Annotated in this window: 25 protein-coding genes; 21 read left to right on the forward strand and 4 right to left on the reverse strand. The window is 71.0% G+C overall.

The genetic code is table 11. The features are described 5' to 3' along the window. Positions 1–56: 56 nt before the first annotated feature. Complete coding sequence (locus ACTWPT_RS48335) at positions 57–1,037, reverse strand: COX15/CtaA family protein (RefSeq protein WP_443184294.1); 981 nt, start codon at positions 1,035–1,037, stop codon at positions 57–59. A gap of 84 nt (positions 1,038–1,121) precedes the next feature. On the opposite strand from ACTWPT_RS48335, the gene ACTWPT_RS48340 reads away from it, so the two are divergent. From ACTWPT_RS48340 to ACTWPT_RS48375, 8 genes are read left to right on the forward strand one after another with little or no spacing between them, the layout of a single operon-like run. After that, positions 1,122–2,276 carry an NAD(P)/FAD-dependent oxidoreductase gene (locus ACTWPT_RS48340; RefSeq protein ID WP_443184295.1) on the forward strand — a complete coding sequence of 385 codons (1,155 nt, stop codon included), beginning with the start codon at positions 1,122–1,124 and terminating at the stop codon, positions 2,274–2,276. Then, positions 2,273–2,524 carry a (2Fe-2S)-binding protein gene (locus tag ACTWPT_RS48345; protein WP_443184296.1) on the forward strand — a complete coding sequence of 84 codons (252 nt, stop codon included), beginning with the start codon at positions 2,273–2,275 and terminating at the stop codon, positions 2,522–2,524. The genes ACTWPT_RS48340 and ACTWPT_RS48345 overlap by 4 nt, the downstream gene beginning before the upstream one ends. Then, the gene (locus ACTWPT_RS48350; protein ID WP_443184297.1) at positions 2,521–3,942 is read left to right on the forward strand and encodes an FAD/NAD(P)-dependent oxidoreductase; all 1,422 of its coding nucleotides are present in this window, start codon (positions 2,521–2,523) and stop codon (positions 3,940–3,942) included. The genes ACTWPT_RS48345 and ACTWPT_RS48350 overlap by 4 nt, the downstream gene beginning before the upstream one ends. A gap of 25 nt (positions 3,943–3,967) precedes the next feature. Beyond that, entirely contained in the window at positions 3,968–4,861 is an 894-nt protein-coding gene (locus tag ACTWPT_RS48355) for a dihydrodipicolinate synthase family protein (RefSeq protein ID WP_443184298.1), read from the forward strand. Next, complete coding sequence (locus ACTWPT_RS48360; protein ID WP_443184299.1) at positions 4,858–5,859, forward strand: proline racemase family protein; 1,002 nt, start codon at positions 4,858–4,860, stop codon at positions 5,857–5,859. Before ACTWPT_RS48355 ends, ACTWPT_RS48360 begins: the two co-directional genes overlap by 4 nt. Then, positions 5,856–6,824 carry a proline racemase family protein gene (locus ACTWPT_RS48365; protein ID WP_443184300.1) on the forward strand — a complete coding sequence of 323 codons (969 nt, stop codon included), beginning with the start codon at positions 5,856–5,858 and terminating at the stop codon, positions 6,822–6,824. The genes ACTWPT_RS48360 and ACTWPT_RS48365 overlap by 4 nt, the downstream gene beginning before the upstream one ends. After that, positions 6,821–7,957: an ornithine cyclodeaminase family protein gene (locus ACTWPT_RS48370; RefSeq protein ID WP_443184301.1), complete on the forward strand. Its 1,137-nt coding sequence runs from the start codon at positions 6,821–6,823 to the stop codon at positions 7,955–7,957. The genes ACTWPT_RS48365 and ACTWPT_RS48370 overlap by 4 nt, the downstream gene beginning before the upstream one ends. Before the next feature lie 12 nt (positions 7,958–7,969). Beyond that, the gene (locus ACTWPT_RS48375) at positions 7,970–8,638 is read left to right on the forward strand and encodes a GntR family transcriptional regulator (protein WP_443184302.1); all 669 of its coding nucleotides are present in this window, start codon (positions 7,970–7,972) and stop codon (positions 8,636–8,638) included. A 276-nt stretch (positions 8,639–8,914) separates the two neighbouring features. On the opposite strand, the gene ACTWPT_RS48380 is transcribed toward ACTWPT_RS48375, so the two are convergent. Then, the gene (locus tag ACTWPT_RS48380) at positions 8,915–9,829 is read right to left on the reverse strand and encodes an EamA family transporter (protein ID WP_443184303.1); all 915 of its coding nucleotides are present in this window, start codon (positions 9,827–9,829) and stop codon (positions 8,915–8,917) included. Between the two features lie 84 nt (positions 9,830–9,913). On the opposite strand from ACTWPT_RS48380, the gene ACTWPT_RS48385 reads away from it, so the two are divergent. Then, positions 9,914–11,119 (forward strand): MFS transporter, encoded by a 1,206-nt coding sequence (locus ACTWPT_RS48385; RefSeq protein WP_443184304.1) that lies wholly within the window; start codon positions 9,914–9,916, stop codon positions 11,117–11,119. Between the two features lie 7 nt (positions 11,120–11,126). Here ACTWPT_RS48385 and ACTWPT_RS48390 read toward each other — a convergent pair whose 3' ends face one another. Both ACTWPT_RS48390 and ACTWPT_RS48395 read right to left on the reverse strand, forming a co-directional pair. Continuing rightward, positions 11,127–11,945: an ABC transporter permease gene (locus ACTWPT_RS48390; protein WP_443184305.1), complete on the reverse strand. Its 819-nt coding sequence runs from the start codon at positions 11,943–11,945 to the stop codon at positions 11,127–11,129. Then, positions 11,942–12,850 carry an ABC transporter ATP-binding protein gene (locus ACTWPT_RS48395; protein ID WP_443184306.1) on the reverse strand — a complete coding sequence of 303 codons (909 nt, stop codon included), beginning with the start codon at positions 12,848–12,850 and terminating at the stop codon, positions 11,942–11,944. The genes ACTWPT_RS48390 and ACTWPT_RS48395 overlap by 4 nt, the downstream gene beginning before the upstream one ends. 183 nt (positions 12,851–13,033) lie before the next feature. On the opposite strand from ACTWPT_RS48395, the gene ACTWPT_RS48400 reads away from it, so the two are divergent. The 12 genes from ACTWPT_RS48400 (at position 13,034) to ACTWPT_RS48455 (ending at position 26,542) form a co-directional block, all read left to right on the forward strand. Then, complete coding sequence (locus ACTWPT_RS48400; protein ID WP_443184307.1) at positions 13,034–13,810, forward strand: VOC family protein; 777 nt, start codon at positions 13,034–13,036, stop codon at positions 13,808–13,810. Positions 13,811–13,904: 94 nt separating this feature from the next. Further along, on the forward strand, positions 13,905–15,158 hold the full coding sequence (locus ACTWPT_RS48405) for a multidrug effflux MFS transporter (RefSeq protein WP_443184308.1): 1,254 nt from the start codon (positions 13,905–13,907) through the stop codon (positions 15,156–15,158). A gap of 90 nt (positions 15,159–15,248) precedes the next feature. Then, the gene (locus tag ACTWPT_RS48410; protein ID WP_443184309.1) at positions 15,249–15,947 is read left to right on the forward strand and encodes a helix-turn-helix transcriptional regulator; all 699 of its coding nucleotides are present in this window, start codon (positions 15,249–15,251) and stop codon (positions 15,945–15,947) included. Further along, on the forward strand, positions 15,944–17,356 hold the full coding sequence (sufB, locus tag ACTWPT_RS48415) for a Fe-S cluster assembly protein SufB (RefSeq protein WP_443184310.1): 1,413 nt from the start codon (positions 15,944–15,946) through the stop codon (positions 17,354–17,356). Before ACTWPT_RS48410 ends, sufB begins: the two co-directional genes overlap by 4 nt. Beyond that, positions 17,356–18,477 (forward strand): Fe-S cluster assembly protein SufD, encoded by a 1,122-nt coding sequence (gene sufD, locus ACTWPT_RS48420; protein ID WP_443184311.1) that lies wholly within the window; start codon positions 17,356–17,358, stop codon positions 18,475–18,477. The genes sufB and sufD overlap by 1 nt, the downstream gene beginning before the upstream one ends. Beyond that, positions 18,474–18,791, forward strand: a complete 318-nt coding sequence (locus tag ACTWPT_RS48425) for a Rieske (2Fe-2S) protein (RefSeq protein ID WP_443184312.1) — start codon at positions 18,474–18,476, stop codon at positions 18,789–18,791. The genes sufD and ACTWPT_RS48425 overlap by 4 nt, the downstream gene beginning before the upstream one ends. Positions 18,792–18,796: 5 nt before the next feature. Further along, the gene (sufC, locus tag ACTWPT_RS48430; RefSeq protein WP_443184313.1) at positions 18,797–19,543 is read left to right on the forward strand and encodes a Fe-S cluster assembly ATPase SufC; all 747 of its coding nucleotides are present in this window, start codon (positions 18,797–18,799) and stop codon (positions 19,541–19,543) included. After that, complete coding sequence (locus tag ACTWPT_RS48435) at positions 19,540–20,796, forward strand: cysteine desulfurase (protein WP_443184314.1); 1,257 nt, start codon at positions 19,540–19,542, stop codon at positions 20,794–20,796. Before sufC ends, ACTWPT_RS48435 begins: the two co-directional genes overlap by 4 nt. 2 nt (positions 20,797–20,798) lie before the next feature. Then, positions 20,799–21,239: a Fe-S cluster assembly sulfur transfer protein SufU gene (gene sufU / locus ACTWPT_RS48440; protein ID WP_443184315.1), complete on the forward strand. Its 441-nt coding sequence runs from the start codon at positions 20,799–20,801 to the stop codon at positions 21,237–21,239. A gap of 56 nt (positions 21,240–21,295) precedes the next feature. Next, entirely contained in the window at positions 21,296–21,595 is a 300-nt protein-coding gene (locus ACTWPT_RS48445; RefSeq protein WP_443184322.1) for a metal-sulfur cluster assembly factor, read from the forward strand. Positions 21,596–21,903: 308 nt separating this feature from the next. Further along, on the forward strand, positions 21,904–23,724 hold the full coding sequence (locus ACTWPT_RS48450; protein ID WP_443184316.1) for a DEAD/DEAH box helicase: 1,821 nt from the start codon (positions 21,904–21,906) through the stop codon (positions 23,722–23,724). Between the two features lie 208 nt (positions 23,725–23,932). Beyond that, entirely contained in the window at positions 23,933–26,542 is a 2,610-nt protein-coding gene (locus tag ACTWPT_RS48455) for a glycoside hydrolase family 2 protein (RefSeq protein WP_443184317.1), read from the forward strand. Positions 26,543–26,873 lie beyond the last annotated feature (331 nt).

Raw genomic sequence — 26,873 nt, forward strand, 5'->3', positions numbered from 1 at the left:
CCCCTCTTAGGCCGGGGGAGTGGCGGACTTTTCACCACACACCCTGGCACATCCGTTCAGACGGCGGCGGGCGCTTCGATGGGGGAGTGGGGCGCCGCCACCGGATCGCGGGTGCGCAGCGAGGTGACCACCCTGAGGGCGGCGATCCAGACCAGAGTGGAGCCGAGCACGTGCAGCAGGACCAGGGCGGCGGGCACGGCCAGGAAGTACTGCGTATAGCCGATCACGCCCTGCAGCAGCTCCACCACGAACAGCGCCAGCGCCGCCCGCCGGGCCTGCCGGGTCGAGTCGCTCACGTGCAGGGCGAACAGCAACGCGAACGTCAGCCCGACGACGACGTAGGCGAGGTCGGCGTGCAGCCGGGCCACCGCCTCGATGTCGAGGTCGAAGCGCGAGGCCATCACGTCGCCCGAGTGCGGGCCCGTGCCGCTCACCACCACGCCGGCCACCAGCAGCACGAAGACGGCGGCCACCAGCACGTAGCCGAGCCTGCGGACGTCGCGGTGGGTCACCCGCCGCGCCGCGCCGTCGCCCTCGCCCGCGCGGGCGTACAACATCCAGCAGGCCGCGATCAGGCCGCCGGAGATGAGGAAGTGCATGCCGACCGTGAACGGGTTGAGCATCGTGTTGACCACCAGCCCGCCCCACAAGGCCTGGGCCAGGACGCCGACCGGCTGGAGCAGCGCCAGCCGGACCAGGGACCGCCGGCGGGGCACCATCCGCCAGGCCGCGATGACACACGCGGCGCCCACGGCCAGCACCAGGAAGGTCAGCAGCCGGTTGCCGAACTCGACCAGCATGTTGAGCATCGACACCTCAGGGTGCGCGACCGGGATGAAGCTGTCCGGCGTGCACCTCGGCCAGGTCGGGCAGCCGAGCCCGGAACCGGTGACGCGCACGCCTGCGCCGGTCACCGCGATGCCCGCGTTGACCACCACGGATGCCATCGCCCAGCCCCGCAGCGACTGCGTGGTCGGCGCCCAGAAGGAGAACAGGCGGCGCACCAGAGGGTTGGAGTGGTCCGTGGGTAGCTTCACGTCATTGATGGTACGGGCCGGTACGGTCGGTCCCACCACCGGGAACGGGGCTTCTCATCCCCATAGATATGTGACATATTACTGGTGGAGGTGGTGATGTCCGACGTGATCGTCGTCGGCGCCGGCGTGGTCGGGGCGGCCTGCGCTTACTACGCCGCGCGGGCGGGGCTCGACGTGACCGTGATCGACCGTGGGCCCGTCGCCGGCGGCACGACCGGCTCGGGTGAGGGCAACGTGCTGGTGTCGGACAAGGAGCCCGGCCCTGAGCTGGAGCTGGCGGTGCTGTCCAACCGCCTCTGGCGGACGCTGGCCGGGCACGGCGGGTTCGAGTTCGAGGCCAAGGGCGGGCTGGTCGTCGCCGAGACCCCCGAGATCCAGCGGCAGCTCACGGACCTCGCCGCCAAACAGGACGTCGAACACGCCGTCGTGGCGAGCGACGCGCTGAGCGACTACGAGCCGCACCTCGCGCAGGGGCTGGCCGGCGGTGTGTACTACCCGCAGGACGCCCAGGTCCAGCCCATGCTGGCCGCCGCTACCTTGCTCAAGCACGGCGCCGACAGTTACGGCCGGGGTACGCTCCGGCTGCGTCTGGGAGCCGAGGTGACCGGATTCGTCCGGTCGGGGGAGCGCGTGACCGGCGTGCGGACCACGCACGGGGACGTGCTCGGCGGCGCGGTGATCAACGCGGCCGGCACGTGGGGCGGCGAGGTCGCCGCACTGGCGGGGGTGCGGCTGCCGGTCCTGCCCAGGCGCGGGTTCATCCTGGTCACAGAGCCGCTGCCGGAGCCGCTGATCAGGCACAAGGTCTACACCGCCGCCTACGTCACGAACGTGGCCAGCGACTCGGCAGGGCTGGAGACGTCGGCCGTGGTCGAGGGGACGGTGGCGGGGACGGTGCTGATCGGGGCGAGCAGGGAGCGGGTCGGGTTCGACCGGACGACCTCGGTCCCAGTGCTCGCCCGGCTGGCTGCCCAGGCGGTGGCGCTCTTCCCGGTGCTGCGGAGTGTGCGGGTCATCAGGTCCTACTGCGGGTTCCGGCCGTACTGTCCCGATCATCTGCCCGTCATCGGCGCCGATCCGCGGGCGCCCGGACTGTACCACGCGTGCGGGCACGAGGGCGCCGGCATCGGGCTCGCCCCGGCCACCGGCCACCTGCTCGCTCAGGTCGTCACCGGTGCCCAGCCCGACCTGGATCTGCGCCCCTTCCGCCCGGACCGCTTCCCCGAGGAGGCTTCTTGACCGTCCGCCCGTTCTCCATCACGGTCGACGGCCGCTCCGTGCCGGTCGTGCCCGGCCAGACGATCGGCGCGGCGCTGCACGCGGCCGGGATCCGATCCTGGCGCGTCACCCGGTTCGGCGGGCGGCCCCGCGGGCTGTTCTGCGGGATCGGGGTGTGCTTCGACTGCCTGATCTCGGTCAACGGGCGGGCGCCTGAACGTGCCTGCCTGCTCGAGGCCGCGCCAGGGGACGAGGTGACGACCTCATGACGTACGACCTGGTGGTAGTCGGCGGTGGGCCCGCCGGGGTGGCGGGCGCGCTCACGGCGGCCCTGGCCGGGCTGCGGGTGGCGCTCGTGGACTCCTCGGCGCGGCTCGGCGGCCAGTATTTCCGGCACACCTCCGTGCCCGGCCGGGCGCCCGGGCTCGATCGGTTCCTGCGGCAGGCGCGCGCCCTGAGCGACCGGGCCGAAGTGTTGACGCGGCACCAGGTGTGGAGCGTCGCCCGCGAGCCGGACGGCGACCTGCTCGTGCACGCCGATTCCCCTGATGGGCAGGCGGTCGCCGTGCGGGCGAGCCGGCTGCTGATCGCCACCGGGGCGTACGACCGGCCGCTGCCGTTCCCCGGCTGGGACCTGCCCGGCGTGCTCACGGCCGGGGGTGCGCAGGCGCTGCTCAAGGGCAACGGCGTCGTGGCCGGCCGGCGGGTCGTCGTCTCCGGCACCGGGCCGTTCCTGCTGCCCGTGGCGTCGGGCCTGGCCGCCGCCGGGGCGCGGGTGCTCGGCGTGTTCGAGGCGAACGGCGGGCTCGGGCTGGTCAGGCATCCGCTGCTCGCCCTCGGCAAGGCCGGGGAGGCCGCCGGGTACGCGGTGAGCCTCGCTCGCCACCGGGTGCCGTACCTGTCGCGCCACGCGGTGGTCGCGGCGCACGGGGAGCGCGAGGTGGAGGCCGTCACCGTGGCCCGCCTCGACAGGCGGTGGAACGTTCTCTCCACCCGCGTCGTCGAATGCGACACCGTGGCGGCCGGATACGGGTTCGTCCCGCAGATCGACCTGGGGGTGCAGCTCGGCTGTGGGACCCGGCACGACGTGGACGGCAGCCCGGTCCTGGAGGCCGACGGCGCCCAGCGCACCACCGTGCCGGGAGTGTGGGCGGCCGGCGAGCCCACCGGCGTGGGGGGCTGGCGGCTGGCCGAGCTCGAAGGCCGCATCGCGGGCCGGTCCATCGTCGCGCACGCCCACGGCGCCGCGGATCCTGCCGGGGTCGAGGTGGTGGCCGGCGAGGTCGCCGGGGTGCTGTCGCGGCGGCGGGATCGGTGGCGGGTCTTCGGCGCAGCGCTGCAGCAGGCGTACCCGGTCCGGCCTGGCTGGCAGGGGTGGCTGCGGGACGACACGCTGGTGTGCCGGTGCGAGGAGGTGCCGCTGGCGCGCGTACGCGAGGCGCAGGAGCTCGGCGCCACCGACGCGCGTTCGATCAAGCTGCTGGCCCGGCCCGGCATGGGCTGGTGTCAGGGCCGCATCTGCGGGTACGCCGTCGCCTGCCTGGCCGGAGAGCCGCAGCAACCGCCTCGCCGCCCGATCGCACAACCCATCACCCTCGGCGCCCTCAGCGAAGCCGCGAACCCTGATGGCGCTCCCAGGGACGCCCCCAGGGAAGCCGACAATCCCGACGATTCCACCGCACTCTGAAACACCCGACATGGAGGACTCCCTGATGGAACATCGCAGCAAGCCATGGCACGGCGTCATGGTCGCCACCGCGCTGCCCCTGCGCGACGACCTGTCCGTCGACTTCGACGGCTACGCCGCGCACTGCCGCTGGCTGGTCGACAACGGCTGCGACGGCGTCGTGCCCAACGGATCGCTCGGCGAGTACCAGACGCTCACCCCGCAGGAGCGTGCCCGGGTGATCGAGACGGCGGTCGAGACCGTCGGGGGCCCGAACGTGATGGCCGGGGCCGGCGCGTACGGCGCCGCCGAGTCGCGCCGCTGGGCCGAGCAGGCGGCCGAGGCGGGCTGCGGCTCGGTCCTCCTGCTGCCGCCCAACGCCTACCGGGCCGACGAGCGGGCGGTCTTCGCGCACTACCGTGAGGTCGCCAAGGCCGGGGTGCCGATCGTGGCCTACAACAACCCGTACGACACCAAGGTCGACCTGACCCCCGCGCTGCTGGCCAAGCTGTACGAGGAGGGCCTGATCGTGGCGGTCAAGGAGTTCAGCGGGGACCCGCGGCGCGCGTACGAGATCGCCGAGCTCGCCCCCGAGCTGGACCTGCTGATCGGCTCCGACGACGTGCTGCTGGAGCTGGCCGTGGCCGGGGCGGTCGGCTGGATCGCCGGCTACCCCAACGCGCTGCCCGCCTCCAACGTGGCGCTCTACCGCGCCGCGGTCGCCGGTGACCTCGCCACTGCGCTGCCCCTTTACAGGAAGCTCCACCCTCTGCTGCGCTGGGACTCCAAGACGGAGTTCGTCCAGGCGATCAAGCTGTCGATGGACCTCGCCGGCCGGTACGGCGGCCCCTGCAGGCAGCCCAGGCAGCCGCTCACCGACGAGCAGGCCACCGTCGTACGGGCCGCGACCGAGAAGGCATTGGCAGAAGGGCTGAGATGAGGACCAAGCGGGTTTTCCACGCCGTCGACTCCCACACCGAGGGCATGCCCACGCGCGTGATCACCGGTGGGGTGGGCGTGATCCCCGGCGCCAGCATGGCCGAGCGGCGCGTGTACTTCCGCGACAACCTCGACCACATCCGCACCTTGCTGATGACCGAGCCGCGCGGCCACGCCGCCATGAGCGGCGCCATCCTGCAGCCGCCCACCAGGCCGGACGCGGACTTCGGCGTGCTGTTCATCGAGGTGTCCGGGTTGCTGCCGATGTGCGGGCACGGCACGATCGGCGTGGCCACCGTGCTCGTCGAGACCGGCATGGTCGAGGTCGTCGAGCCGGTCACCACCGTGCGCTTGGAGGTCCCCGCCGGGCTGGTCGTGGTGGACGTGGCCGTCGAGGACGGGATGGCCATGTCGGTGACCTTGCGCAACGTGCCCTCCTACAGCGACCGGCTCGACGCCGTCGTCACCGTTCCCGGGTTCGGGGAGATCCGGTACGACCTCGCGTACGGCGGCAACTTCTACGCCATCGTGGACCTCGACGCCTACGGCCTGCCCTTCGACCGCAAGGCCAAGAACGAGATCATCGCCGCCGGCCTCGCCACCATGGAGGCGATCAACGCCGCCGGCCAGCCCGTGCACCGTGAGGACGACCGGATCCGCGGCTGCCACCACGTCTACTTCGCCGCACCCGGGTCTGACGCGCACCACTCGCGGCACGCCATGGCCATCCACCCCGGCTGGTTCGATCGCTCCCCGTGCGGCACCGGCACCAGCGCCCGCATGGCGCAGCTGCACGCCCGCGGCGAGCTGCCGCTCGGCCGGGACTTCGTCAACGAGTCGTTCATCGGCACCCACTTCATCGGCCGGCTCCTCGAGGAGACCACCGTGGGCGGCGCGCCGGCCGTCGTGCCTTCGATCACCGGCCGCGCCTGGATCACCGGCACCGCCCAGTACTTCCTGGATCCGCGCGACCCGTTCCCCGCCGGGTTCGAGCTATGAACATCACGACCGTCGACTACCACACCGGTGGCGAGCCGTTCAGGATCGTCACCGGGGGCGTGGCCGGCATCCCCGGCGCCGACGTGTTGTCGCGCCGCGCCGCCGCCATGGAGGGCTTCGACGACGTGCGGCGGTTCTTGTGCCACGAGCCGCGTGGCCACGCCGACATGTACGGCTGCTTCCTGGTCCCCCCGAACGATCCCGGCGCCCGTTTCGGCGTGCTCTTCTGGCACAAGGACGGCTTCTCCACCGCGTGCGGGCACGGCACGATCGCGCTGGGCGCCTACGCGGTGCAGGAAGGTCTCGTCGAGGCCGATCCTGACGGCGACACGGACGTGGTGATCGACGTGCCTTCCGGACGCGTCACGGCCCGGGTACGCAGCTCCGGCGGCCGGGTGCGGGGCGTCACGTTCGTCAGCGTTCCGTCGTACGTGATGGCGCGGGACGTGGCCGCCGGCGGGGTGAAGGTCGATGTGGCGTACGGCGGCGCCATCTACGCGTCCGTCCCGGCCGCGGCGCTGGGGCTGGCGGTGGAGCCCCGGCACCTGACGGAGCTGATCGAGCACGCCCGGCGCATCAAGGCCGACCTGGCCGGCCACCCGGCCTCGCGGCATCCCGCCGACGACCGGTTGTCCGGCGTCTACGGGGTGATCTTCTACGACGAGTTGCCGGGCGGCGATGGGGCGGCGCATCAGCGGAACGTGACGGTGTTCGCCGACGGGGAGGTCGACCGCTCCCCATGCGGGTCCGGCACGGCGGCCCGGCTGGCGCTGCTGCACGACTCGGGGCTGCGCGGGACGCTGGTGCACAGCAGTATCGTCGGCAGCGTCTTCCGCGCCCGGGTGGCGGACGTGGTCGCGGAGGGGGTCGTGCCGGAGATCGAAGGAATGGCGTACCGGACCGGACGGCATACGTTCGAGCTTGATCCTGAGGATCCGATGGGGACGGGGTTCACGCTGCGATGACCGACGCTCTGCCGTATCTCGACGCCGCCACCCTGGAGCGGCTGGTGCCCGTGGAGCGGGCGGTCGGGATCCTCGAGGACGCGCTGCGAGCGGGGCTCGACCCGGAGGCCACGCCGCAGCGGCCCGTCGTGGACGTGCCCGCCGGGCAGCTCCTCCTGATGCCCGCCGCCGCCGGACGGTACGTGGGGGTGAAGGCCGTCACCATCGCGCCTGACAATCCCGGGCGGGGGCTGCCCCGGATTCAGGGGACGTACCTGCTGCTGGACGGCGACACGCTCGCGCCTCTTGCCGCCATGGACGGGATCGCCATCACCTCCCTGCGCACCCCGGCCGTCTCCGCCCTGGCCGTCCGCCACCTGGCGGATCCGCGCGGTGGGAAGCTGGTGGTGTTCGGGAGCGGGCCGCAGGCGTGGGGCCACGTGCTGGCGTTCCGCGCGGTCCGGCCCATCACCGAGGTGACGATCATCGCGCGCGACCTGGGCCGCGCCGAGGCCCTCGCCGCCCGCTGCCGCACCCTCGGCGTCCCGTCCCGCGCCCTCGCCTCCGCCGGCTCGGCGTCTGCGCCTGTCGGCTCGGCTCCCGCACCCACAGCCGGCGCCCATGCACCCGCTGACCCGGCCGGCGCACCCTCCAGCGCCGGTGCGCCCGACGCTCCCGTTCAGGGGCCCTTCACCTCAGCCGCCGATGCGTCGTTGGCGGCTGGTGTGGGGGAACCGGCGGACGGCGGGGTGGCGCGGTGGGCCGACGACATGGCGCAGGCGGTGGCCGAGGCCGACCTCATCGTGTGCTGCACGACTGCCAGAGACCCCCTGTTCCCCGGTAAGCTCGCCCGCGACGGCGTCACCGTCGTCGCCGTAGGCTCGCACGAGCCCGGCGCCCGCGAGCTCGACGGCGACCTCATCGCCCGCGCCACCGTGGTCGTCGAGGCCAGGGCGGCCGCGTTGGAGGAGGCCGGGGATGTGATCATCCCGATCCGCCACGGTACGATCACCACTGGTCATCTCGCCGGGAACCTCGCCGAGCTGATCGCCGGACAGGTGATCACCGGTCCGGGGCCACGCGTGTTCAAGAGCACGGGCATGGCGTGGGAAGACCTGGTGATCGCGGCCGCCGCGTACGAGGCGTGGATTTAGGAGGATGGGCGGATGCCTGCCGAGGATCGGCTCGACCTGCCGATGGTGGGGGAGCGTCAGAGCCTGCGCGAGCAGGTCGCGCACGCGCTGCGCGCCGCGCTGATCACCGGCGAGATGCGGCCCGGGGTGGTCTACTCCGCGCCGGTGCTGGCCGCCCAGTTCGGCGTCTCGGCCACGCCCGTTCGCGAGGCCATGCTCGACCTGGCCAAGGAGGGCCTGGTCGAGGCGGTGCGCAACAAGGGCTTCCGGGTGACCGAGCTGTCCGACCAGGACCTCGACGAGCTCACCGAGATCCGCCAGCTCATCGAGGTGCCCACCATGGCGCGGCTGGCCGACAGCTCGCGGGCGGAGGAGTTCGAGCGGCTCAGGCCCATCGCCGAGGAGATCGTCTCGGCCGGCGAGCGCGGCGACCTGCTCGCGTACGTCGACGCCGACCTGCGCTTCCACGTCGAGCTGCTGACCCTCTGCGGCAACGCCCACCTCGTCGAGGTCGTTCGCGACCTGCGGACCAGGGCCAGGCTCTACGGCTTGGCGCAGCTGTCCGAGCGCGGCGCGCTGGGCGACTCGGCCAGGGAGCACCTGGCGCTGCTCGACGCGCTCAAGAGCGGCGACGGCGAGGCCGTCGCGCACATCATGGAGGAGCACATCGGACACGTGCGCGGCATCTGGGCCGAGCACTGACTTCCGACATTCGGGGACCGGGCGCCCCTCGATGGAGGTAACCTCGAAGCAGGCCGGGTGAGCGACGCAGCGCCCAACGGCCGGCAGACCCCTCCTCCCTCGCCGGACGCGCCACTCGCGCGTGCCGGAGACCCGGCGAGGGACGGCATCAAGCCTGGTCCAGCGGAACCCCGCACTCCGCTGACCCTCCGCGGGCTCGGCACACCCCGCCCACCGAGAGCCGAGCCCTCCGCCGCGCGCCCGAGAGGCCCCATCCCTGGGCGCGCGGCGGGCCTCCTACTTCTTCGCTTTCTTGATCGAGCCCAGGCTGGCGGCCACGATGCACACGATCGCCGCCCACTGCTGCACGTTCAGGATCTCGGCCAGCAGCAGCACCCCGATCAGCGCTGCCACTGCGGGCTCCAGGCTCATCAGGATGCCGAACGCGTGCTTGGGCATGCGCCGCAGCGCCTGCAGCTCCAGCGAGTACGGGATCACCGACGACAACAACCCCACGCCCAGCCCGATCAGCAGCAGCTCCGGCTGCAACAGGTCGGCCCCGCCCGTCGTCACCCCGACCGGTGCGATCACCACGGCCGACACGATCATCGCGAACGACAGCCCGCTCGTCCCGGGAAAGCGCTGACCTGCCGCCGCGGACAGCAGGATGTAGCCGGCCCAGCAGGCCCCGGCCACCATCGCGAACCCGATGCCGGCCCAGCTGACGGACGCCGACTCTCCCCACGGGGCCAGCAGCACCACGCCCGCTCCCGCCAGCCCCACCCACAGCAGGTCGATCCTGCGCCGCGAGGCGGCCACGGCCACGCCCAGCGGCCCGAGGAACTCGATCGCCACCGCGATGCCCATCGGCAACCGCGACAGGGCCTCGTAGAACGACAGGTTCATGACGGCCAGCGTCACGCCGAACCCGATCCCCACCGCCCAGTCGCGCCAGGCCAGCCCCTTCAGCCGGGGCCTGATGAACGCCCCCATCACGAGCGCCCCGCCCGCGATGCGCAGGAACACCACCGCGCTCGGCGGCAGCACCGCGAACAACTCCTTGGCGAGTCCGGCGCCGAGCTGCACCGAGAAGATCGCCAGCAGCACCAGTGAGGACGGTGGGATCGAGTCGGAGGCCGCCCGCAGTACATTGCCCGGCCTGGGCAGCCCGGAGCCGCGGTCGAGGGGATCGTCCAGGGCGAAGGCGGTCACGGGACTCCTCAGGCAAAGGTCGAGCGGGCAACTGGCTGAGCCTACTCGTGGCGGGTGACATTCCTGCATTTAGGGTGGTGCTCCATGGAAGCCCCCGCCGTCCCAGAAACCCTCTCCCGGCCTCCGCTGGGTCTGTCCGTGGCCTCGTTCGTCAGCAGCTTCGACCGCTTCGCCGTCAGCCCCATGCTTCTGGTGATCGCCGCCGACCTGGGCGTCTCGCTGTCGGCCTCGGTGGCCGCCGCCAGCGGCTACTACCTGGCGTACGGGCTGACGCAGCCGCTGTGGGGGGTGTTGTCCGACCGGTTCGGCCGGGTGCGGGTGATGCGGGGCGCGTTGCTCGGCGCCGCGCTGGCGGGGCTGGTCTCGGCGCTGATGCCGGTGCTGGGCGCGCTGGTGGCGGCCAGGGTGGTGACGGGCGCCTGCTTCGGCGCGGTGATCCCCACGGGCCTGACATACGTGGGCGACACGGTCCAGCCCTCGGTACGGCAGCGCGCCCTGACGGACCTGATGGGCGCCGCCGCGCTCGGCACGGCCGTGGCCACGGGGCTCGGCGGCGCGCTGGCAGGGTTGGTGGACTGGCGGGTGGCGTTCACCGTGCCGGCCGCCTGCGCCCTCGTCTGCGCGCTGGCGCTGCGCTCGCTTCCCGAGCCGCCCCGGATCGGGGGGCGCGGCGGGCTCGGGGTGGGACGCTACCTGGGCATGGTCCTCGGCCAGCGCTGGGCGCTGCTCGTCTTCGCGCTGGCATTCACCGAAGGCGCGATCATGCTCGGCGCCATGCCCTTCCTGGCCACGGCGCTGGAGCACGCGGGGATCGGCGCGGCCGTGGCCGGCTTGGGCATCACCGCCTATGGGCTGGGCTTGTGGGCGTTCTCGAAGGTGGTCAAGCGGTTGTCGGGGCGCTGGCCCGCGCCCGTGCTGATGACCGTGGGCGGCGCGCAGTTGTGCGCGGGGTTCACGCTCGTGGCCGGACACGTGAGCATGGCCACGGTGGCGGTCACCGCGCTGCTGCTCGGCGGCGGCTGGTCGTTCCTGCATTCCTCGCTGCAGACCTGGGCCACCTCAGTGGTGCCGCAGGCCCGGGGGACGACGATCGCGTTCTTCGCCTCCGCGTTGTTCGTGGGCAGCGCGGTCGCGTCGTGGGGGGCCGGGCCGCTGGCCGAGGACGGCCGGTACACGCTGCTGTTCGGGGTGGCCGCGGCCGCCACCGTCCCGCTGACCGCGGTGGCCGCCCTCACCCGCCGCCGCTACGGCGCACTCCAGACCGAGCGCCCCCAGCCACAGCCCGAGTGACGCCGCGTCACTCCCAGCGGAACGTGCGTGAGACCAGCGCCAGCGACAGCACCGCCCACGCGGCGAGCACGGCCAGCGGACCGAGCGGCAGCGCCGCGCCCTGGGCGAGCACCGAGCGCAGGCCGCCGGTGAGCGCCGAAATGGGCAACATCTCCAGGACCGGGCGCACCCCCGCGGGGAACTTCGACAACGGGAAGATCACCCCTCCCGCGCCCAGCAGCACCAGATAGACCAGGTTGGCCGCGGCCAGCGTCGCCTCCGCGCGCAGCGTGCCGGCCAGGAGCAGCCCGAGCCCGCTGAAAGCCGCGGTGCCCAGCACGATCAGCAGCACCGCGCTCAGGAACGACCCCTGAGGACGCCACCCCAGCGCCAGCCCCACCACCACGATCAACACGACCTGGATGCCCTCCACGGCCACCACGGCCGTGGTCTTGGCCAGCATGAGCCCGGCCCTGGACAGCGGCGTCGCGCCCAGCCGCTTCAGCACGCCATAGCGCCGCTCGAAGCCCGTCGCGATGGCCAGCCCGGTGAACGCCGTGGACATGATCGCCAGCGCCAGCACGCCGGGCGCCAGAAAGTCGATCCGCCGCCCGCCCCCGACGTCGATCAGCGGCGCCAGCGAGAAGCCCACCAGCAGCAGCACCGGGATGACCAGCGTGAGCAGCAGCTGCTCGCCGTTGCGCAACATCGCGCGGATCTCCGCGCCCGCCTGCGCCAGCACCATCCGATGGAACGGCGCAGCGCCGGGCGCGGGCGTGAAGTCCAGCGGGGCCGCCCCGCCGAGGCCGTGCGCGGTGCCGGACTCGGGTACGTCGGGCTTGCTCATCGCAGCTCCCTGCCGGTCAGCTCGAGGAAGACGTCCTCGAGGGTGCGCCGCTCGATGCGCAGGTCGTCGGCCATGACGCCCTCGGCCGCGCACCACGCCGTCACCGTGGCCAGCAACTCGGGACCCACCAAGCCCTCGATGATGTAGTGCCCGGCGGGCGACTCCTTGGCCGCGCTGCCCGCCGGGAGCGCGTTGAGCAGCTCCTCCAGCGCCAGCCCCGGCCGGGCGCGGAACCTGAGCTGCCGCTCGGCGCCGGTCAGCGAGGCAGGTGTGCCCTCGGCCACCACCCGCCCCCTGTCGATGATCACCACGTGGTCGGCCAGCCGCTCGGCCTCGTCCATGTGATGCGTGGTCAGCACCACCGACACGCCCGCGCCGCGCAGCTCGCCCACCAGCTCCCAGCAGGCGTGCCTGGCTTGGGGGTCGAGACCGGCGGTCGGCTCGTCGAGGAAGACCAGCTCTGGCCGTCCGATCACGGCCGCGGCCAGCGACAGCCGCTGCTGCTGCCCGCCCGACAACCGCCGGTACGGGGTGCGCGCGTGATCGGCCAGCCCCAGACGTACGAGGAGCGTTTGGGCGTCGAGAGGACGGGCGTAGAAGCGCGAGACCAGCCGCAGCCACTCGCCGCAGCGCATGGCCGGCGGCACTCCGCCCGCCTGGAGCATGACTCCCACCCGGGGCCGCAGCTCGGGCCGCTGAGGTGCCAGTCCCAGCACCCTGACCGTGCCGGAGTCGGCCCTGCGGAACCCCTCGCAGATCTCGACCGTGGACGTCTTGCCCGCGCCATTGGGGCCGAGGACGGCCGTGACCGCACCGCGCTCGGCGCGGAGCGCGAGACCGTCGAGCGCGGTGGTGCCGCCATAGCGCTTGACCAGGTCGACGATCTCGACGGCTGGGGATTCCATGGCCATGAGTTTAGGGACTACGCCACGCGGTCCGGCCCGCAGGTGAGGATGGCCGGATATGGACAGGTCTTGACCCGCAGGTTCCCCTGAAATCGTCGTACCCGGGTGAGAGTCTGACAGTGACATGGCGGTCTCATGCCGACTTCTGAGATCGCTGTGAGCTCCACGTCACAGGAGGTTGCAATGTCGCAACGCAGTGGGTACGACCCCGGAGTCCCGTGCTGGGTGGACCTGTCCAGCATCGACGTCGACGCATCCGCCCGGTTCTACAGCGAGATCTTCGGCTGGCAGGCCGAGATGGTCGACGACCCGGCGGCCGGCGGCTACGGCATGTTCACCTACGAGGGCAAGAAGGTCGCCGGAGTGGGCCCGGTCATGGGCGAGGGGATGCCCTCGTCCTGGAACATCTACATGGCCACCGACGACATCGCCGCGCTCGCCGACCGGGTCAAGAACGCCGGCGGCACCGTCGTCATGGAGCCGATGCAGGTCTTCGAGGAAGGCAGCATGACCGTCTTCCGCGGCCCCGACGGCTCGCACGCGGCCGCCTGGCAGGCAGCCGCCCACCACGGCGCCGAGCTGGTCAACGAGCCCGTCTCGTTCTGCTGGAACGAGCTGATCACCCGCGACCCGGCGGCCGCCGAGCGCTTCTACTCCGAGGTCTTCGGCTGGCGGCCCGAGCTGCTGGAGATGGGCGGCGTCAAGTACACCGAGTGGCACGCCGGTGAGCCGGCCATCGCGGGCATGATGGAGATGCCCTCCGAATACCCGCCGGACACGCCCTCGTTCTGGATGACCTACTTCGCGGTCGGCGACCTCAGTGCCACCACCGCGGCGGCCGAGCGGCTGGGCGCCCAGGTGCTCGTCCGGGCGATGGACGCGCCGCCCGGCCCGTTCTCGATGCTCACCGACCCGCAGGGCGCCGTCTTCTCGCTCATCCAGCTCAACGAGCCTCAGTGAAATATCTGATAACCGGGAATTAGGAGGACCGAATCCTGGTTTGATCCTCTCGGCCCTCGTGGGCCATCAGCCTGCGGGGGAGAGGGGATCGCGCATGTCCGTGGCTCAAGCCACGTCCACCGTCGTCGTGCCGAAACAGGAGAGCCGCCGCGGATTACTCCTGGTGATCCTGGGCGCGCTGTCGGCGATCGGGCCGCTCTCCATCGACATGTACCTCCCCGCGCTGCCCGCCATCACCTCCGAGATGCTCAGCGCGCCCGCCCAGGTCCAGCTCACGCTCACCGCCTGCCTCATCGGCGTGTCGGTCGGCCAGATCATCGCGGGCCCCGTCAGCGACGTGCGGGGCCGCCGGGTGCCGCTGATCGTGGGCGTGGCGGGCTTCATGATCGCCTCGCTGCTCTGCTCGTTCGCGCCGTCGGTGCCCATGCTCATCGCCTTCCGGTTGCTGCAGGGCATGCTGGGCGGCGCGGCCCTGGTCATCGTGCGCGCGGTCGTGCGCGACCTGTACGACGGCGCCGCCATCGCCCGCATCTTCGCCACGCTCATGCTGGTCAGCGGCCTGGCGCCGATCCTGGCCCCGATCGCCGGGGCGCAACTGCTGTCGTTCACGTCGTGGCGCGGCGTGTTCGTGGCGCTCAGCCTCGCCGGCCTGGTGCTGCTGGTGGCCGTGCTGGCGGGCGTGCGCGAGACACTGCCTGCCGACCGGCGCGAGAGCGGTGGGCTCAAGCACACCGCGCGCACGTTCTGGCAGCTGCTGCGCGACCGCGCCTTCATGGGGTACGCGCTCACCGGCGGCCTGGCGTTCTCGGCGATGTTCGGCTACATCGCCGGCTCGCCGTTCGTGCTGCAGGAGGTGTACGGCGCCACGCCGCAGCAGTACTCGCTCATCTTCGCGCTCAACGCGCTCGGTCTGACCGCCATGGCCCAGTTGGGCGGCCGGCTGTCGGGCCGGGTCCCGCCGGTCGCCCTGGTCGTGGCCGGGCTGGTCACCGCCCTGACCGGGGCGGGGCTGCTGATGGCCGCCGCGCTCACGGGGCTGGGCCTGTGGGGCATCGTGGGCGGTTTGTTCGTCATCATGCTCGGCCAGGGCCTGGTGCTGCCGGGCACGGGCGCGCTGGCACTGGGCTCCCAGCCCGCCCAGGTGGCCGGCAGCGCCTCGGCACTGCTCGGCGTGCTGCAGTTCGCGCTCGGCGCCCTGGCGGCCCCGCTGGTCGGTCTGGCCGGGGAGGACACGGCCGTGCCCATGGCGGGCGTCATGCTGGGGCTCATCGCCTGCTCGGTCGTGACCTTCGCCGTGCTCGCCGGAGCTCGCCGGAGCTCGCGGACGCGGTCCAAGAAGGTTAGGTAAGGCTACCCTGCGTGACAAATTCCATTCCCGGGCTGCTCAGAACCATTTGGAACAGGGAAGGAATTACGGCACACTGATGTTGTGAAAAACATGCCCACGATGGAGCCAGGTCACGAGCGCGGCACGCGTGCCCGCGTCGCCCGGCTGATTCTTGAGCATGGTCCCGTCGCGGCCGCCGCCCTGGGCGAGCGGCTCGGGCTCACACCCGCCGCCGTGCGGCGTCACATCGACGCGCTGGTGGCCGACGGGATGATCGAGCCTCGCACGGTGCGGCCGCGCGGTCAGCGCGGGCGCGGGCGGCCGGCCAAGCTGTTCGCCATCACCGACGCGGGGCGCAGTGCCTTCGAGCACGCCTATGACGACCTGGCCGGGAGCGCGCTGCGCTTCCTGGCCGAGCGCATGGGACGGGACGCGGTGGCCGACTTCGCCCGCGCGCAGGTGTTGAGCCTGCTCAAGCGGCTGGAGCCGGTCATGCTGACGGTGCCGGCGGACCAGCGCGTTCAGGTGCTGGCGCAGGCGCTGTCGGCGGAGGGGTATGCCGCATCGGCCAGCAAGGCCAAGTCGGGCGGCGACCAGCTCTGCCAGCATCACTGTCCGGTGGCCCACGTGGCCGCGGAGTTCCCGCAACTCTGCGAGGCCGAGACGGAGGCGTTCGCGCAACTGCTCGGCACACCGGTGCAGCGCCTGGCCACGATCGCGCACGGCGACGGGGTCTGCACGACGCACGTGAGCCCACAGACGCTGGGTGAATCCGCACATAGAGACAAGAGCAAGGAGACCGGAAGGTGACTGTCACCGACCGCCCGGAGCTGGAAGGCCTCGGGAATTACAAGTTCGGCTGGGCCGACCCGGATGCCGCGGGCGCGGCGGCCAAGCGTGGCCTGTCCGAGGAGGTCGTTCGCAACATCTCCGCTCTCAAGAACGAGCCGGAGTGGATGCTTGACCTTCGCCTGAAGGGCCTCCGCCTGTTCGACAGGAAGCCGCTGCCCACCTGGGGCTCTGACCTCAGCGGCATCGATTTCGACAACATTAAATACTTCGTGCGTTCCACCGAGAAGCAGGCCGCTTCCTGGGACGAACTGCCCGCCGACATCAAGAACACCTATGACAGGCTCGGCATCCCCGAGGCGGAGAAGCAGCGCCTCATCGCCGGTGTCGCGGCTCAGTACGAGTCCGAGGTCGTCTACCACAAGATCCGTGAGGACCTCGAGGAGAAGGGCGTCATCTTCCTCGACACCGACACGGGCCTGAAGGAGCACCCGGAGATCTTCAAGGAGTACTTCGGGTCGGTCATCCCAGTGGGCGACAACAAGTTCGCCGCGCTCAACACCTCCGTGTGGTCCGGTGGCTCGTTCATCTACGTGCCGCCGAACGTCGAGGTCGAGATCCCGCTGCAGGCCTACTTCCGGATCAACACCGAGAACATGGGCCAGTTCGAGCGGACTCTGATCATCGTGGACGAAAACTCCTACGTCCATTACGTCGAGGGCTGCACCGCGCCGATCTACTCCTCCGACTCGCTGCACAGCGCCGTCGTCGAGATCATCGTGAAGAAGAACGCCCGCTGCCGTTACACGACCATCCAGAACTGGTCGAACAACGTCTACAACCTGGTCACCAAGCGCGCCGTCGCCTACGAGGGCGCGACCATGGAGTGGATCGACGGCAACATCGGCTCCAAGGTCACGATGAAGTACCCGGCCGTCTACCTGATGGGCGAGCACGCCAAGGGCGAGACGCTGAGCGTCGCGTTCGCGGGCGAGGGCCAGCACCAGGACGCCGGCTCCAAGATGGTGCACCTGGCGCCCAACACCAGCTCCAGCGTCATCTCCAAGTCGGTGGCGCGCGGCGGCGGCCGCACCTCCTACCGCGGTCTCGTGCAGATCGAGGAGGGCGCGCACGGCAGCGCCAGCACCGTCAAGTGCGACGCGCTGCTGGTCGACCAGATCAGCCGCTCCGACACCTACCCCTACGTCGACGTCCGCGAGGACGACGTCAGGATGGGCCACGAGGCGACGGTCTCCAAGGTCAGCGAGGATCAGCTGTTCTACCTCATGAGCCGTGGGCTGGATGAGGACGAGGCGATGGCGATGATCGTGCGCGGCTTTGTGGAGCCGATCGCGCGTGAGCTGCCCATGGAATACGCGCTCGAGCTCAACCGGCTGATCGAGCTGCAGATGGAAGGAGCCGTCGGCTGATGGGCCTGAACGAGAAGCCCTTGTCGACCCTGCACGAGAAGGCGTCGTTCGACCTCGGTGACTTCGAGGTCCCGACCGGGCGCGAGGAGTCGTGGCGTTTCACGCCGCTCTCGCGCCTGAAGGGCCTGCACAACGGCAAGGCCGAGCCCGTGGGCCACGTGCGGCTGGACGTCGACGCGGCGCCCGAGGTCACCGTGGAGACGGTCGGCCGCGACGACGCCCGGCTCGGCAAGGCGTTCGCGCCCACCGACCGGGTGAGCGCGCAGGCGTGGCACGGTTTCGAGAAGGCCACCGTGATCACGGTGCCGCGTGAGGCCGTCGCGTCCAAGCACACCGTCCTGACGCTGACCGGGTCCGGCGACGGCGCCGCCTACGGCCACATCGTGGTCGTCGTGGAGCCGATGGCCGAGGCCGTGATCGTGCTCGACCACAGGGGCAGCGCGGTCTACGCCGACAACATCGAGTTCGCCATCGGCGACGGCGCCTCGCTCAGGGTCGTCAGCCTGCAGGACTGGGACGACGACGCGGTGCACGTCTCGCACCACCACGCCCAGCTGGCCAAGGACGCGACGTTCCGCAGCTTCGTGGTGACGCTCGGCGGCGACCTCGTACGCCTGTCGCCCAACGTGACCTACACCGCTCCCGGCGGCGACGCCGACATGTCCGGCGTCTACTTCGCGGACGCCGGCCAGCACCTGGAACACCGCCTGCTGGTCGACCACTCGCAGCCCAACTGCAAGAGCAACGTCGACTACCGCGGCGCCCTGCAGGGCGAGGCCGCGCACGCTGTCTGGATCGGCGACGTGATCATCAGGGTCGAGGCCGAGGGCACCGACACCTACGAGCTCAACCGCAACCTCATCCTCACCGACGGCGCCCGCGCCGACTCGGTGCCCAACCTGGAGATCCTCACCGGCGAGGTCGCCGGCGCGGGGCACGCCTCCGCCTCCGGCCGCCTCGACGACGAGCACATCTTCTACCTCCAGGCCCGCGGCATCCCCTACGACGAGGCCCGCCGCCTGGTCATCCGGGGCTTCCTCGGCCAGCTCATCGAGAAGATCGAGATCGAGGAGATCCGCGAGCGCGTGCTCACCGCGGTGGAGGCGGAGCTGGCCCGATGAGTTTCCAGAAGGTCTGCACGCTCGATGACATCCCCGACGGGGGCGTCATCGGCATCGAGGTGGAGGACACCCCGGTCGCGCTCGTCCGCAAGGGCGAAGAGGTGTTCGCCCTGCACGACGTCTGCTCCCACGCCGAGGTGAAGCTCAGCGAGGGCGAAGTCTACGACGGCACGCTGGAGTGCTGGCTGCACGGCTCGTGCTTCGACATCCGCACCGGCAAGTCCACAGGACCGCCCGCGACCAAGCCCGTGAACGTCTACACAGTCAAGATCGACGGCGATGACGTGCTCGTCTCGCTCTCGAAGGAGTCATAACAACCATGTCCACCCTAGAGATCCGCGACCTGCACGTCGCCGTCGAGGACAAGGAAATCCTGCGCGGCGTCAACCTGACCGTGGCGGCGGGGCAGACCCACGCCATCATGGGCCCCAACGGCTCGGGCAAGTCGACGCTCGCCTACGCCATCGCCGGCCACCCCAAGTACACGATCACCGGCGGCCAGGTGCTGCTCGACGGCGTGGACCTGCTGGAGCTGTCGGTCGACGAGCGGGCCCGCGCCGGCCTGTTCCTCGCCATGCAGTACCCGGTCGAGGTCCCCGGCGTCTCGGTGTCCAACTTCCTGCGCTCGGCCGTCACCTCCGTCCGCGGCGAGGCGCCGAAGCTGCGCCAGTTCGCCAAGGACCTCAAGAGCGGCATGGACGCGCTGTCCATCGACCCCGCCTTCGCCCAGCGCAACCTCAACGAGGGTTTCTCCGGCGGTGAGAAGAAGCGCCACGAGATCCTCCAGATGGAGCTGCTCAAGCCGAAGATCGCGGTGCTCGACGAGACCGACTCCGGCCTCGACGTGGACGCGCTGCGTGTGGTGTCGGAGGGCATCAACCGCTTCCGCGCCACCGGCGAGACCGGCGTGCTGCTGATCACGCACTACACCCGCATCCTGCGGTACGTGAAGCCGGACTTCGTGCACGTCTTCGCCGGCGGCAGGATCGTCGAGGAGGGCGGCCCGGAACTGGCCGAGAAGCTCGAGGCCGAGGGCTACGAGCAGTACACGAAGGCATCTGCATGACTTCCCCCAGCTTCGATGTGGAGAAGATCAGGAAGGAATTCCCGATCTTCTCCCGCGAGCTGCCCGACGGGCGCCCGCTCGTCTACCTCGACTCGGGTAACTCCTCGCAGAAGCCCGAGCAGGTCATCGAGACCATGCGGGAGCACTTGGCGCTGCACTACAGCAACGTCGGGCGGGCCATGCACGTGCTCGGGGCCGAGTCGACCGAGGCGTACGAAGGCGCCCGCGACAAGATCGCGGACTTCATCGCTGCGCCGTCGCGCGACGAGGTGATCTTCACCAAGAACGCCTCCGAGGCGCTCAACCTGGTCGCCTACTCCTTCGGCAACCGGACGAACACCGACCCGCGCTTCACGCTCGGACCCGGCGACGAGATCGTCATCTCCGAGATGGAGCACCACTCCAACATCGTGCCGTGGCAGATGCTCTCGCAGCGCACCGGCGCGACGCTGAAGTGGTTCGGCGTCACCGACGACGGGCGGCTGGACCTGTCGGCCGATGTGATCACCGAGCGGACGAAGATCGTCTCGGTGGCCCACCAGTCCAACGTGCTCGGCACCGTCAACCCGGTCGCCGAGCTGGCCAGGCGGGCGCACGCGGTAGGGGCGCTCATCATGCTGGACGCCTCCCAGTCCGTGCCGCACCACCCGGTGAACGTCACCGGGCTGGGCGCCGACTTCGTGGCCTTCACCGGCCACAAGATGGTCGGCCCGTCCGGCGTCGGCGTGCTGTGGGGGCGGGGCGAACTGCTGGAGGCCATGCCCCCGTTCCTGGGCGGTGGCGAGATGATCGAGGCGGTCTGGATGGACCACTCGACGTATGCGCCGGTGCCGCACAAGTTCGAGGCCGGTACGCCGCCGATCGTTGAGGCCATCGGGCTCGGCGCGGCCGTCGACTACCTCACCGGGATCGGCATGGAGGCCATCGAGGCGCACGAGCGCGAGCTCACGGCCTACGCGCTGGAGGCCCTGCGGGACGTGCCCACCCTGCGGATCATCGGCCCGGAGACGCTGGAGCAGCGCGGCGGGACGGTGTCGTTCACGCTGGAGGGCGTACACCCGCACGACGTGGGGCAGATCCTGGACGACCAGTTCGGCGTCGCCGTACGCGTCGGACACCACTGCGCGCGTCCGCTGCACCTGCGCTTCGGAATACCGGCGACCACGCGGGCGTCGTTCTACCTGTACAACACCACGGGCGAGATCGACGCCCTGGTGCGCGGCCTGCATCACGTTCAGAAGGTGTTCGCATAGCCATGATCGGCGAGTCGATGTACCAGGAGCTGATCCTGGAACACTACAAGCACCCGCAGGGGCGGGGACTGCGCGAGCCGTACGACGCCGAGGTTCACCACGTGAACCCCACGTGCGGCGACGAGATCACGCTCAGGGTCAAGGTGGGCGACGCCGGCAAGATCCTGGACGTCTCCTATGACGGACAGGGCTGTTCGATCAGCCAGGCCGCCGCCTCGGTGCTGCACGAGCTGGCCACCGGCTCGACGGTCGAGGAATCGCTCTCGGTGGTCGACGAGTTCACCCGGCTCATGCAGGGCAGGGGACAGGTGGAGGCCGACGAGGAAGTGCTCGGTGACGCGGTCGCGTTCTCGGGTGTGGCCAAGTTTCCGGCGCGTGTTAAATGTGCGTTGCTTTCTTGGATGGCCTATAAGGACGCAGTGGTGAGGAGTGCAGCCCAGTGAGTAAGCCAGTGGAGACTCCGACTGATTTCGACGGTGAGGCCACTGTCGAAGAGGTCATGGAGGCGCTCAAGGACGTCGTCGACCCCGAGCTCGGCATCAACGTCGTCGACCTGGGCCTGGTCTACGGGCTCAACCTCGACCCCGCCGACGGCCAGCGGCCCGTGGCCACCATCGACATGACGCTGACCAGCGCGGCCTGCCCGCTGACCGACGTCATCGAGGACCAGGCCCACTCCGCGCTCGACGGCATGGTGTCCGACGTGAAGATCAACTGGGTCTGGCTGCCGCCGTGGGGCCCGGACAAGATCACCGATGAGGGGCGCGAGCAGCTGCGTATGCTAGGCTTCAACGTCTGATCTTTTTCTGCTGTTATGGCTGGCGTCAAACGTCAGCCGTTTCAGCGTGCCATAGAGGGTTTCGGAAGGTCCGGGCCCATCCGGGAAATATCCGATAACATCCCGGCGTTGGCAGAGATGCACCCCGACGTCTCATTGCGCGTCTCGCGCCGCCTGCGGCCGGTGCCCGGTGTATCCCCCCTTGTGGATTGACCCGCCCCGATGGCGGGTGCCCTTGAACCTCTGTGCGGCTCACGCCGTGCATCCTGGCTCGTCCTTTCGCAGAAGTGACGTGCCACTTCGACGGAAAGGCACGATCTTTCGTGACCATGCTTGACGCTGTCATGCCCTCGTTCGACGAGAGCACCTCCGACTCGGCGGTCGAGGCCGCCGCGCAGCCCGGCCCCTCCGAGTTCGAGCTGCTGGGCCTGCCCAAGCCGCTCGTCACCGGACTGGCCAGGCAGGGCATCGACAGCCCCTTCCCCATCCAGAGCGCGACGATCCCCGACGTTCTCGCCGGGCACGACGTGCTCGGCCGCGGCCAGACCGGCTCCGGCAAGACCCTCGCCTTCGGGCTGCCCACCATGGCCCGCCTCGCCGGTGTCAAGCCGGCCCCCGGGCGGCCCCGCGCCATGATCCTCGTGCCGACCCGCGAGCTCGCCCTCCAGGTTCACGACGCGATCGAACCCCTCGGCCGCGGCCTGGGGCTGCGCATGAAGGTCATCGTGGGCGGCATGTCCATGGGCAAGCAGATCGAGGCGCTGCGGCGCGGCGTCGACATCGTCATCGCCACCCCCGGCCGCCTCGGCGACCTGATCCGGCAGCGCGAGTGCTCGCTGTCCGACATCGAGGTGAGCGTGCTCGACGAGGCCGACCACATGTGCGACCTCGGCTTCTTCCCCGTCGTCACCGACCTGCTCGCGCAGACGCCGACCGACGGGCAGCGACTGCTGTTCTCCGCCACGCTCGACGGTGACGTCGACAAGCTGGTGCAGCGTTTCCTCAAGAACCCGATCACGCACTCCGTGGCGCCGGCGACCTCGCCGGTCGACACCATGGAACACCACGTGATGCAGGTCACGCGGGACGACAAGTTCGACGTCATCGCCGAGATCGCCAACCGCGAGGGCCGCACCATCATCTTCGTCCGCACCCAGCACGGCGTGGACCGGCTCTGCAAGCAGCTGGCCCGGGTCGGCGTCAAGTCGGGCGGCCTGCACGGTGGCAAGCGCCAGAACCAGCGCACCCGCATCCTCGCCGAGTTCCGCGAGGGCTCCATCAACGTGCTCGTCTGCACCGACGTCGCGGCGCGCGGCATCCACGTGGACAACATCAGCCTGGTGCTGCACGTGGACCCGCCGCAGGACCACAAGAGCTACCTGCACCGGGGCGGCCGCACGGCGCGCGCCGGCGAGAAGGGCACCGTCGTCACGCTGGTGCTGCCCAACGAGCGCCGCTCGACCGACGCGCTCACCCGGCGCGCCGGGATCCACCCGTTCCGCCTGAAGGCCACCCCGGGCCACCCGCGGATCGCCGAGGTGACGGGTGCCCGCATGCCCAGCGGCGAGTCCGTCCCGGTCTGGGAGCCGGACGTCCGCAAGCCGCTGCGGCCCCGCCGCGACGGCGGCCAGGGGGGTTCGGAGCGCCGCGGCCGGCGTCCCCGCCGCGACTTCGACGGCGAGCGCCGCCCGCGCCGCCACGAGGACGGCGACCGGCCGGTCGGCTCCGGGCGGCGGCACGCCGAGGGAGAGCGGCCGTTCGGGCACACGCAGGAATCGCGGACGTTCGGTGACGACCGCCGCCGCGACAGCGGGCCGCGCGGCGGGTACCGGTCCGACGACCGCCCGCTCCGGCAGGACGACCGTGGCCAGCGCGGTGGCGGTTTCCGCTCCGACGACCGCGGCGGCCGCTACGCCTCCGACCGTACCCGCCCGGCCGAGCACGACCGCGGCGGTTACCGTTCCGACGACCGCGCCCCGCGCGACGGTTACCGCTCCGGTGAGGGGTACCGTTCCGGTGACAGTGGTGGTTACCGGTCGAGTGACGGCTACCGCTCCGGCGGTGGCCGTGGCGACGACCGGGGCAACGGCGGCGGATTCCGCCGCAACCAGGGCCAGAGCCAGGGCCAGGGCCGCCGCTTCGAGCGCTGACCGGGTCCGGCCCGCTCCGCTGCGGCGCCGTCACTGATCGACAACCTGCCCGCCGTACCTCGTCCATCGCGAGGTGCGGCGGGCAGTCGCGTTTACGGGCTGAGCCGATATGAATCGGTTCAGTAATAAGGGTGCCGGGCGCTGTAAATAGGGGAATAGGTGCTGATATCTTGCCTATTGCCTCAATCGACGTCCGGAGAGTTGTTTCATGGGCTTTCAGCGCGCCTTGCATGAGTCATGGACCGTCCAGGCGGTAAACGGCGAGGTGGGCGCCGGAGCTCGGCGCGCCCCTGTGCCCGCCACTGTGCCCGGGTGTGTGCACACCGACCTCCTCGCCGCCGGTCTCATCCCCGACCCCTACCTCGACGACAACGAGGACGGACTGGCCTGGATCGGCCGCACCGCCTGGCGCTACGAGACCGTCTTCGACTGGTCGCCGACCGGCCACGAGCGGACCGACCTGGTCTGCGCAGGGCTTGACACGGTGGCGCTGATCGAGCTGAACGGCAGCCGGGTGGGAGAGACGGCCAACATGCACCGGTCGTACCGCTTCGACGTCGGGAACCTTCTGCGTGACGGACAGAACCGGTTAAGAATCACGTTCAGTTCGCCGTACGAATACACCGACAGGCTGCGCGGAGAGCTGGGGGAGCGGCCTGGGGCGTACGCGGAGCCGTACCAGTTCATCAGGAAGATGGCCTGCAACTTCGGCTGGGACTGGGGACCGACGCTGGTCACGTCCGGGATGTGGCGGCCGATCGGCCTGCACGCCTGGAGCGGGGCCAGGATCGCCGAAGTGCGGCCGCTGGTCACCCTCGGGGACGGCGCGGCCAGAGTGGACGTCCACGTCCGGGTGGAGAAGACCGGAGCCGCCGAGGTGACTGCGGCGATCAAGGGCGTGTCGGGACGCGCGGTGATCCCCGAGGGCCGCAGCGAGGCCGTGATCACGCTGGAGGTGCCCGATCCGGAGCTGTGGTGGCCGAGAGGGTACGGCGAGCAGGCACTCTACGAGCTCGAGGTGACGGCCGGCGACGACGTGTGGCGCCGCGAGATCGGGCTGCGCGACGTGCGGTTGCGTACGGAGGGTGGCGCGTTCACCCTGGCCGTCAACGGCGTGGACGTGTTCGTCAGAGGGATCAATTGGATCCCCGACGACTGCTTCCCCACCAGGGTGACCCGTGACCGCTACTCCGCCAGGCTCGCCCAGGCGTGCGAGGCGGGCGTCAACTTGATCCGGGTGTGGGGCGGCGGCCTGTACGAGAGCGAGGACTTCTACGACGTGTGCGACCGGCTCGGGCTGCTGGTCTGGCAGGACTTCCCCTTCGCCTGCGCCGCCTACCCCGAGGAGGACCCGATCGGGGCGGAGGTGGAGGCGGAGGCCCGCGAGCAGGTCGCCCGGCTGAGCCCGCACCCGAGCCTGGTCTTGTGGTGCGGCAACAACGAGAACATCGAGGGCTACGCCGACTGGGGCTGGCAGGAGTCGCTCCAGGGACGCAGCTGGGGAGGTGGCTTCTACCTGGAGACGCTGCCGCGCATCGTGGCCGAGCTGGACCCCACCCGCCCCTACTGGCCCGGCAGCCCTTATTCCGGCTCCATGGACCTGCCGCCCAACGACCCTGGCCACGGCACCATGCACATCTGGGACGTGTGGAACCTGCGCGACTACACCGTCTACCGCGACTATCGGCCCCGCATGGCCGCCGAGTTCGGCTTCCAGGGGCCTGCCGCCTACGCCACCGTCCGCAGGGCGATCAGCGACGAGCCGCTGCTACCCGACTCCCGTGGCCTGCTGCACCACCAGAAGGCGATCGACGGCAACCTCAAACTGGCCGCCGGGCTCAAGCCGCACTTCCCCGTGCCCGAGACCTTCGACGACTGGCACTACCTCACCCAGGTGAACCAGGCGCGCGCCATCCAGCTCGGGGTCGAGCACTTCAGGGCCTTGTGGCCGCACTGCGCGGGCAGCGTCGTGTGGCAGCTCAACGACTGCTGGCCGGTCACCTCATGGTCGGCCGTGGACGGGGACGGCAGGAAGAAGCCGCTGTTCCACGCGCTGCGCAGGGCCTACGCCGACCGGCTGCTGACCGTGCAGCCACGCGACGGCGGCCTGGCGCTGGTGGCCGTCAACGACACCGGCCGCCCGTGGCGGGCGCCGGCGCGGGCCGTACGGCACGGCTTCGACGGGGCCGCGCTCGCGACGCAGGACTTCACCCTCGACGTGCCGCCGCGTACCGCCGTCACCGTGCCGCTCGCCCCGTCCGTCGCCGAGCCGGGCGACCCGGCGGCCGAACTGCTCGCCGTCGCGATCACCGGGTTCGGCGCCGCCTCTGCGATGGCCGAACACGCCGCCGTCGGGAACGGCCTCAGCCGCCCCGCCGCATCCGCCGAGCCGGCGGCGGATGGGCCAATGGCGGCGGATGGGCCAGCGGCGGCGGGCGGGCCACCGGCGGCCGACTGGCCGACGGCGGCGGGGCCGGTGGCGGCGGACGGGCCGGGTGAGGCGGGGGAGCGGCCCGTGGGGCGGGCATTGTGGTTCTTCGCGCCCGACAAGGACCTGCGCCTTCCCGAGCCGCACTACGACACGGCGACCGAGCCCGCGCCGGACGGGCTCCGGCTGACGGTCACCGCCCGCACGCTCCTGCGCGACCTGGCCGTCTTCCCCGATCGGCTGGACCCGGACGCGCAGGTCGACGACCAGCTCGTCACGCTGCTGCCGGGCGAGCGGGCCGAGTTCCTGATCCGTACGGCCGGCCTGGACGAGCGGGCCCTGGTCCGCGCGCCGGTGCTGCGCTGCGTCAACGATGTGGTGGTCCGATGAGGCGGTCATCGAGATCGGCCCTATCTCGGTGGCGTCGCCCTGATCTCGATAGCAGGATTGCGTCTACGTAGCGCCGTGGCTGCGGCAACGGCGCTGGGTCGGTGGCCGTCGCGCTCGCTTCCGAACCTATCGGCTGCTGATCCTCCGGCTCGGCGGCCACGCTTGCCGCGGGCAAGGGCGGCCTCGCTGAGGGGTTGGAAACTGCTGCTCTCGGATAAGTGTCCATGAGTGTCTTTTAGGTGTCACGAGTGCTGTATGATCTTGTGCATGAACCTGACGGAATGGGCACGCGCACAGGGGATCGCCCCGCGTACTGCGTACCGCTGGTTCC

The sequence above is a fragment of the Nonomuraea sp. 3N208 genome, assembly GCF_052245935.1.
Classification (GTDB): Bacteria; Actinomycetota; Actinomycetes; order Streptosporangiales; family Streptosporangiaceae; genus Nonomuraea.

What these genes read in the sequence shown, in the direction of transcription:
- ACTWPT_RS48455 (WP_443184317.1), top strand. Translation starts at nt 23,933, where the DNA reads ATGGGCTTTCAGCGCGCCTTGCATGAGTCATGGACCGTCCAGGCGGTA.
- ACTWPT_RS48405 (WP_443184308.1), top strand. Translation starts at nt 13,905, where the DNA reads ATGTCCGTGGCTCAAGCCACGTCCACCGTCGTCGTGCCGAAACAGGAG.
- ACTWPT_RS48425 (WP_443184312.1), top strand. Translation starts at nt 18,474, where the DNA reads ATGAGTTTCCAGAAGGTCTGCACGCTCGATGACATCCCCGACGGGGGC.
- ACTWPT_RS48385 (WP_443184304.1), top strand. Translation starts at nt 9,914, where the DNA reads ATGGAAGCCCCCGCCGTCCCAGAAACCCTCTCCCGGCCTCCGCTGGGT.
- ACTWPT_RS48400 (WP_443184307.1), top strand. Translation starts at nt 13,034, where the DNA reads ATGTCGCAACGCAGTGGGTACGACCCCGGAGTCCCGTGCTGGGTGGAC.
- sufU (WP_443184315.1), top strand. Translation starts at nt 20,799, where the DNA reads ATGATCGGCGAGTCGATGTACCAGGAGCTGATCCTGGAACACTACAAG.
- ACTWPT_RS48445 (WP_443184322.1), top strand. Translation starts at nt 21,296, where the DNA reads ATGGAGGCGCTCAAGGACGTCGTCGACCCCGAGCTCGGCATCAACGTC.
- ACTWPT_RS48375 (WP_443184302.1), top strand. Translation starts at nt 7,970, where the DNA reads ATGCCTGCCGAGGATCGGCTCGACCTGCCGATGGTGGGGGAGCGTCAG.
- ACTWPT_RS48355 (WP_443184298.1), top strand. Translation starts at nt 3,968, where the DNA reads ATGGAACATCGCAGCAAGCCATGGCACGGCGTCATGGTCGCCACCGCG.
- ACTWPT_RS48350 (WP_443184297.1), top strand. Translation starts at nt 2,521, where the DNA reads ATGACGTACGACCTGGTGGTAGTCGGCGGTGGGCCCGCCGGGGTGGCG.
- ACTWPT_RS48410 (WP_443184309.1), top strand. Translation starts at nt 15,249, where the DNA reads ATGCCCACGATGGAGCCAGGTCACGAGCGCGGCACGCGTGCCCGCGTC.
- ACTWPT_RS48360 (WP_443184299.1), top strand. Translation starts at nt 4,858, where the DNA reads ATGAGGACCAAGCGGGTTTTCCACGCCGTCGACTCCCACACCGAGGGC.
- ACTWPT_RS48450 (WP_443184316.1), top strand. Translation starts at nt 21,904, where the DNA reads ATGCTTGACGCTGTCATGCCCTCGTTCGACGAGAGCACCTCCGACTCG.
- ACTWPT_RS48435 (WP_443184314.1), top strand. Translation starts at nt 19,540, where the DNA reads ATGACTTCCCCCAGCTTCGATGTGGAGAAGATCAGGAAGGAATTCCCG.
- ACTWPT_RS48370 (WP_443184301.1), top strand. Translation starts at nt 6,821, where the DNA reads ATGACCGACGCTCTGCCGTATCTCGACGCCGCCACCCTGGAGCGGCTG.
- sufD (WP_443184311.1), top strand. Translation starts at nt 17,356, where the DNA reads ATGGGCCTGAACGAGAAGCCCTTGTCGACCCTGCACGAGAAGGCGTCG.
- ACTWPT_RS48390 (WP_443184305.1), bottom strand. Translation starts at nt 11,945, where the DNA reads ATGAGCAAGCCCGACGTACCCGAGTCCGGCACCGCGCACGGCCTCGGC.
- sufC (WP_443184313.1), top strand. Translation starts at nt 18,797, where the DNA reads ATGTCCACCCTAGAGATCCGCGACCTGCACGTCGCCGTCGAGGACAAG.
- ACTWPT_RS48395 (WP_443184306.1), bottom strand. Translation starts at nt 12,850, where the DNA reads ATGGAATCCCCAGCCGTCGAGATCGTCGACCTGGTCAAGCGCTATGGC.
- ACTWPT_RS48365 (WP_443184300.1), top strand. Translation starts at nt 5,856, where the DNA reads ATGAACATCACGACCGTCGACTACCACACCGGTGGCGAGCCGTTCAGG.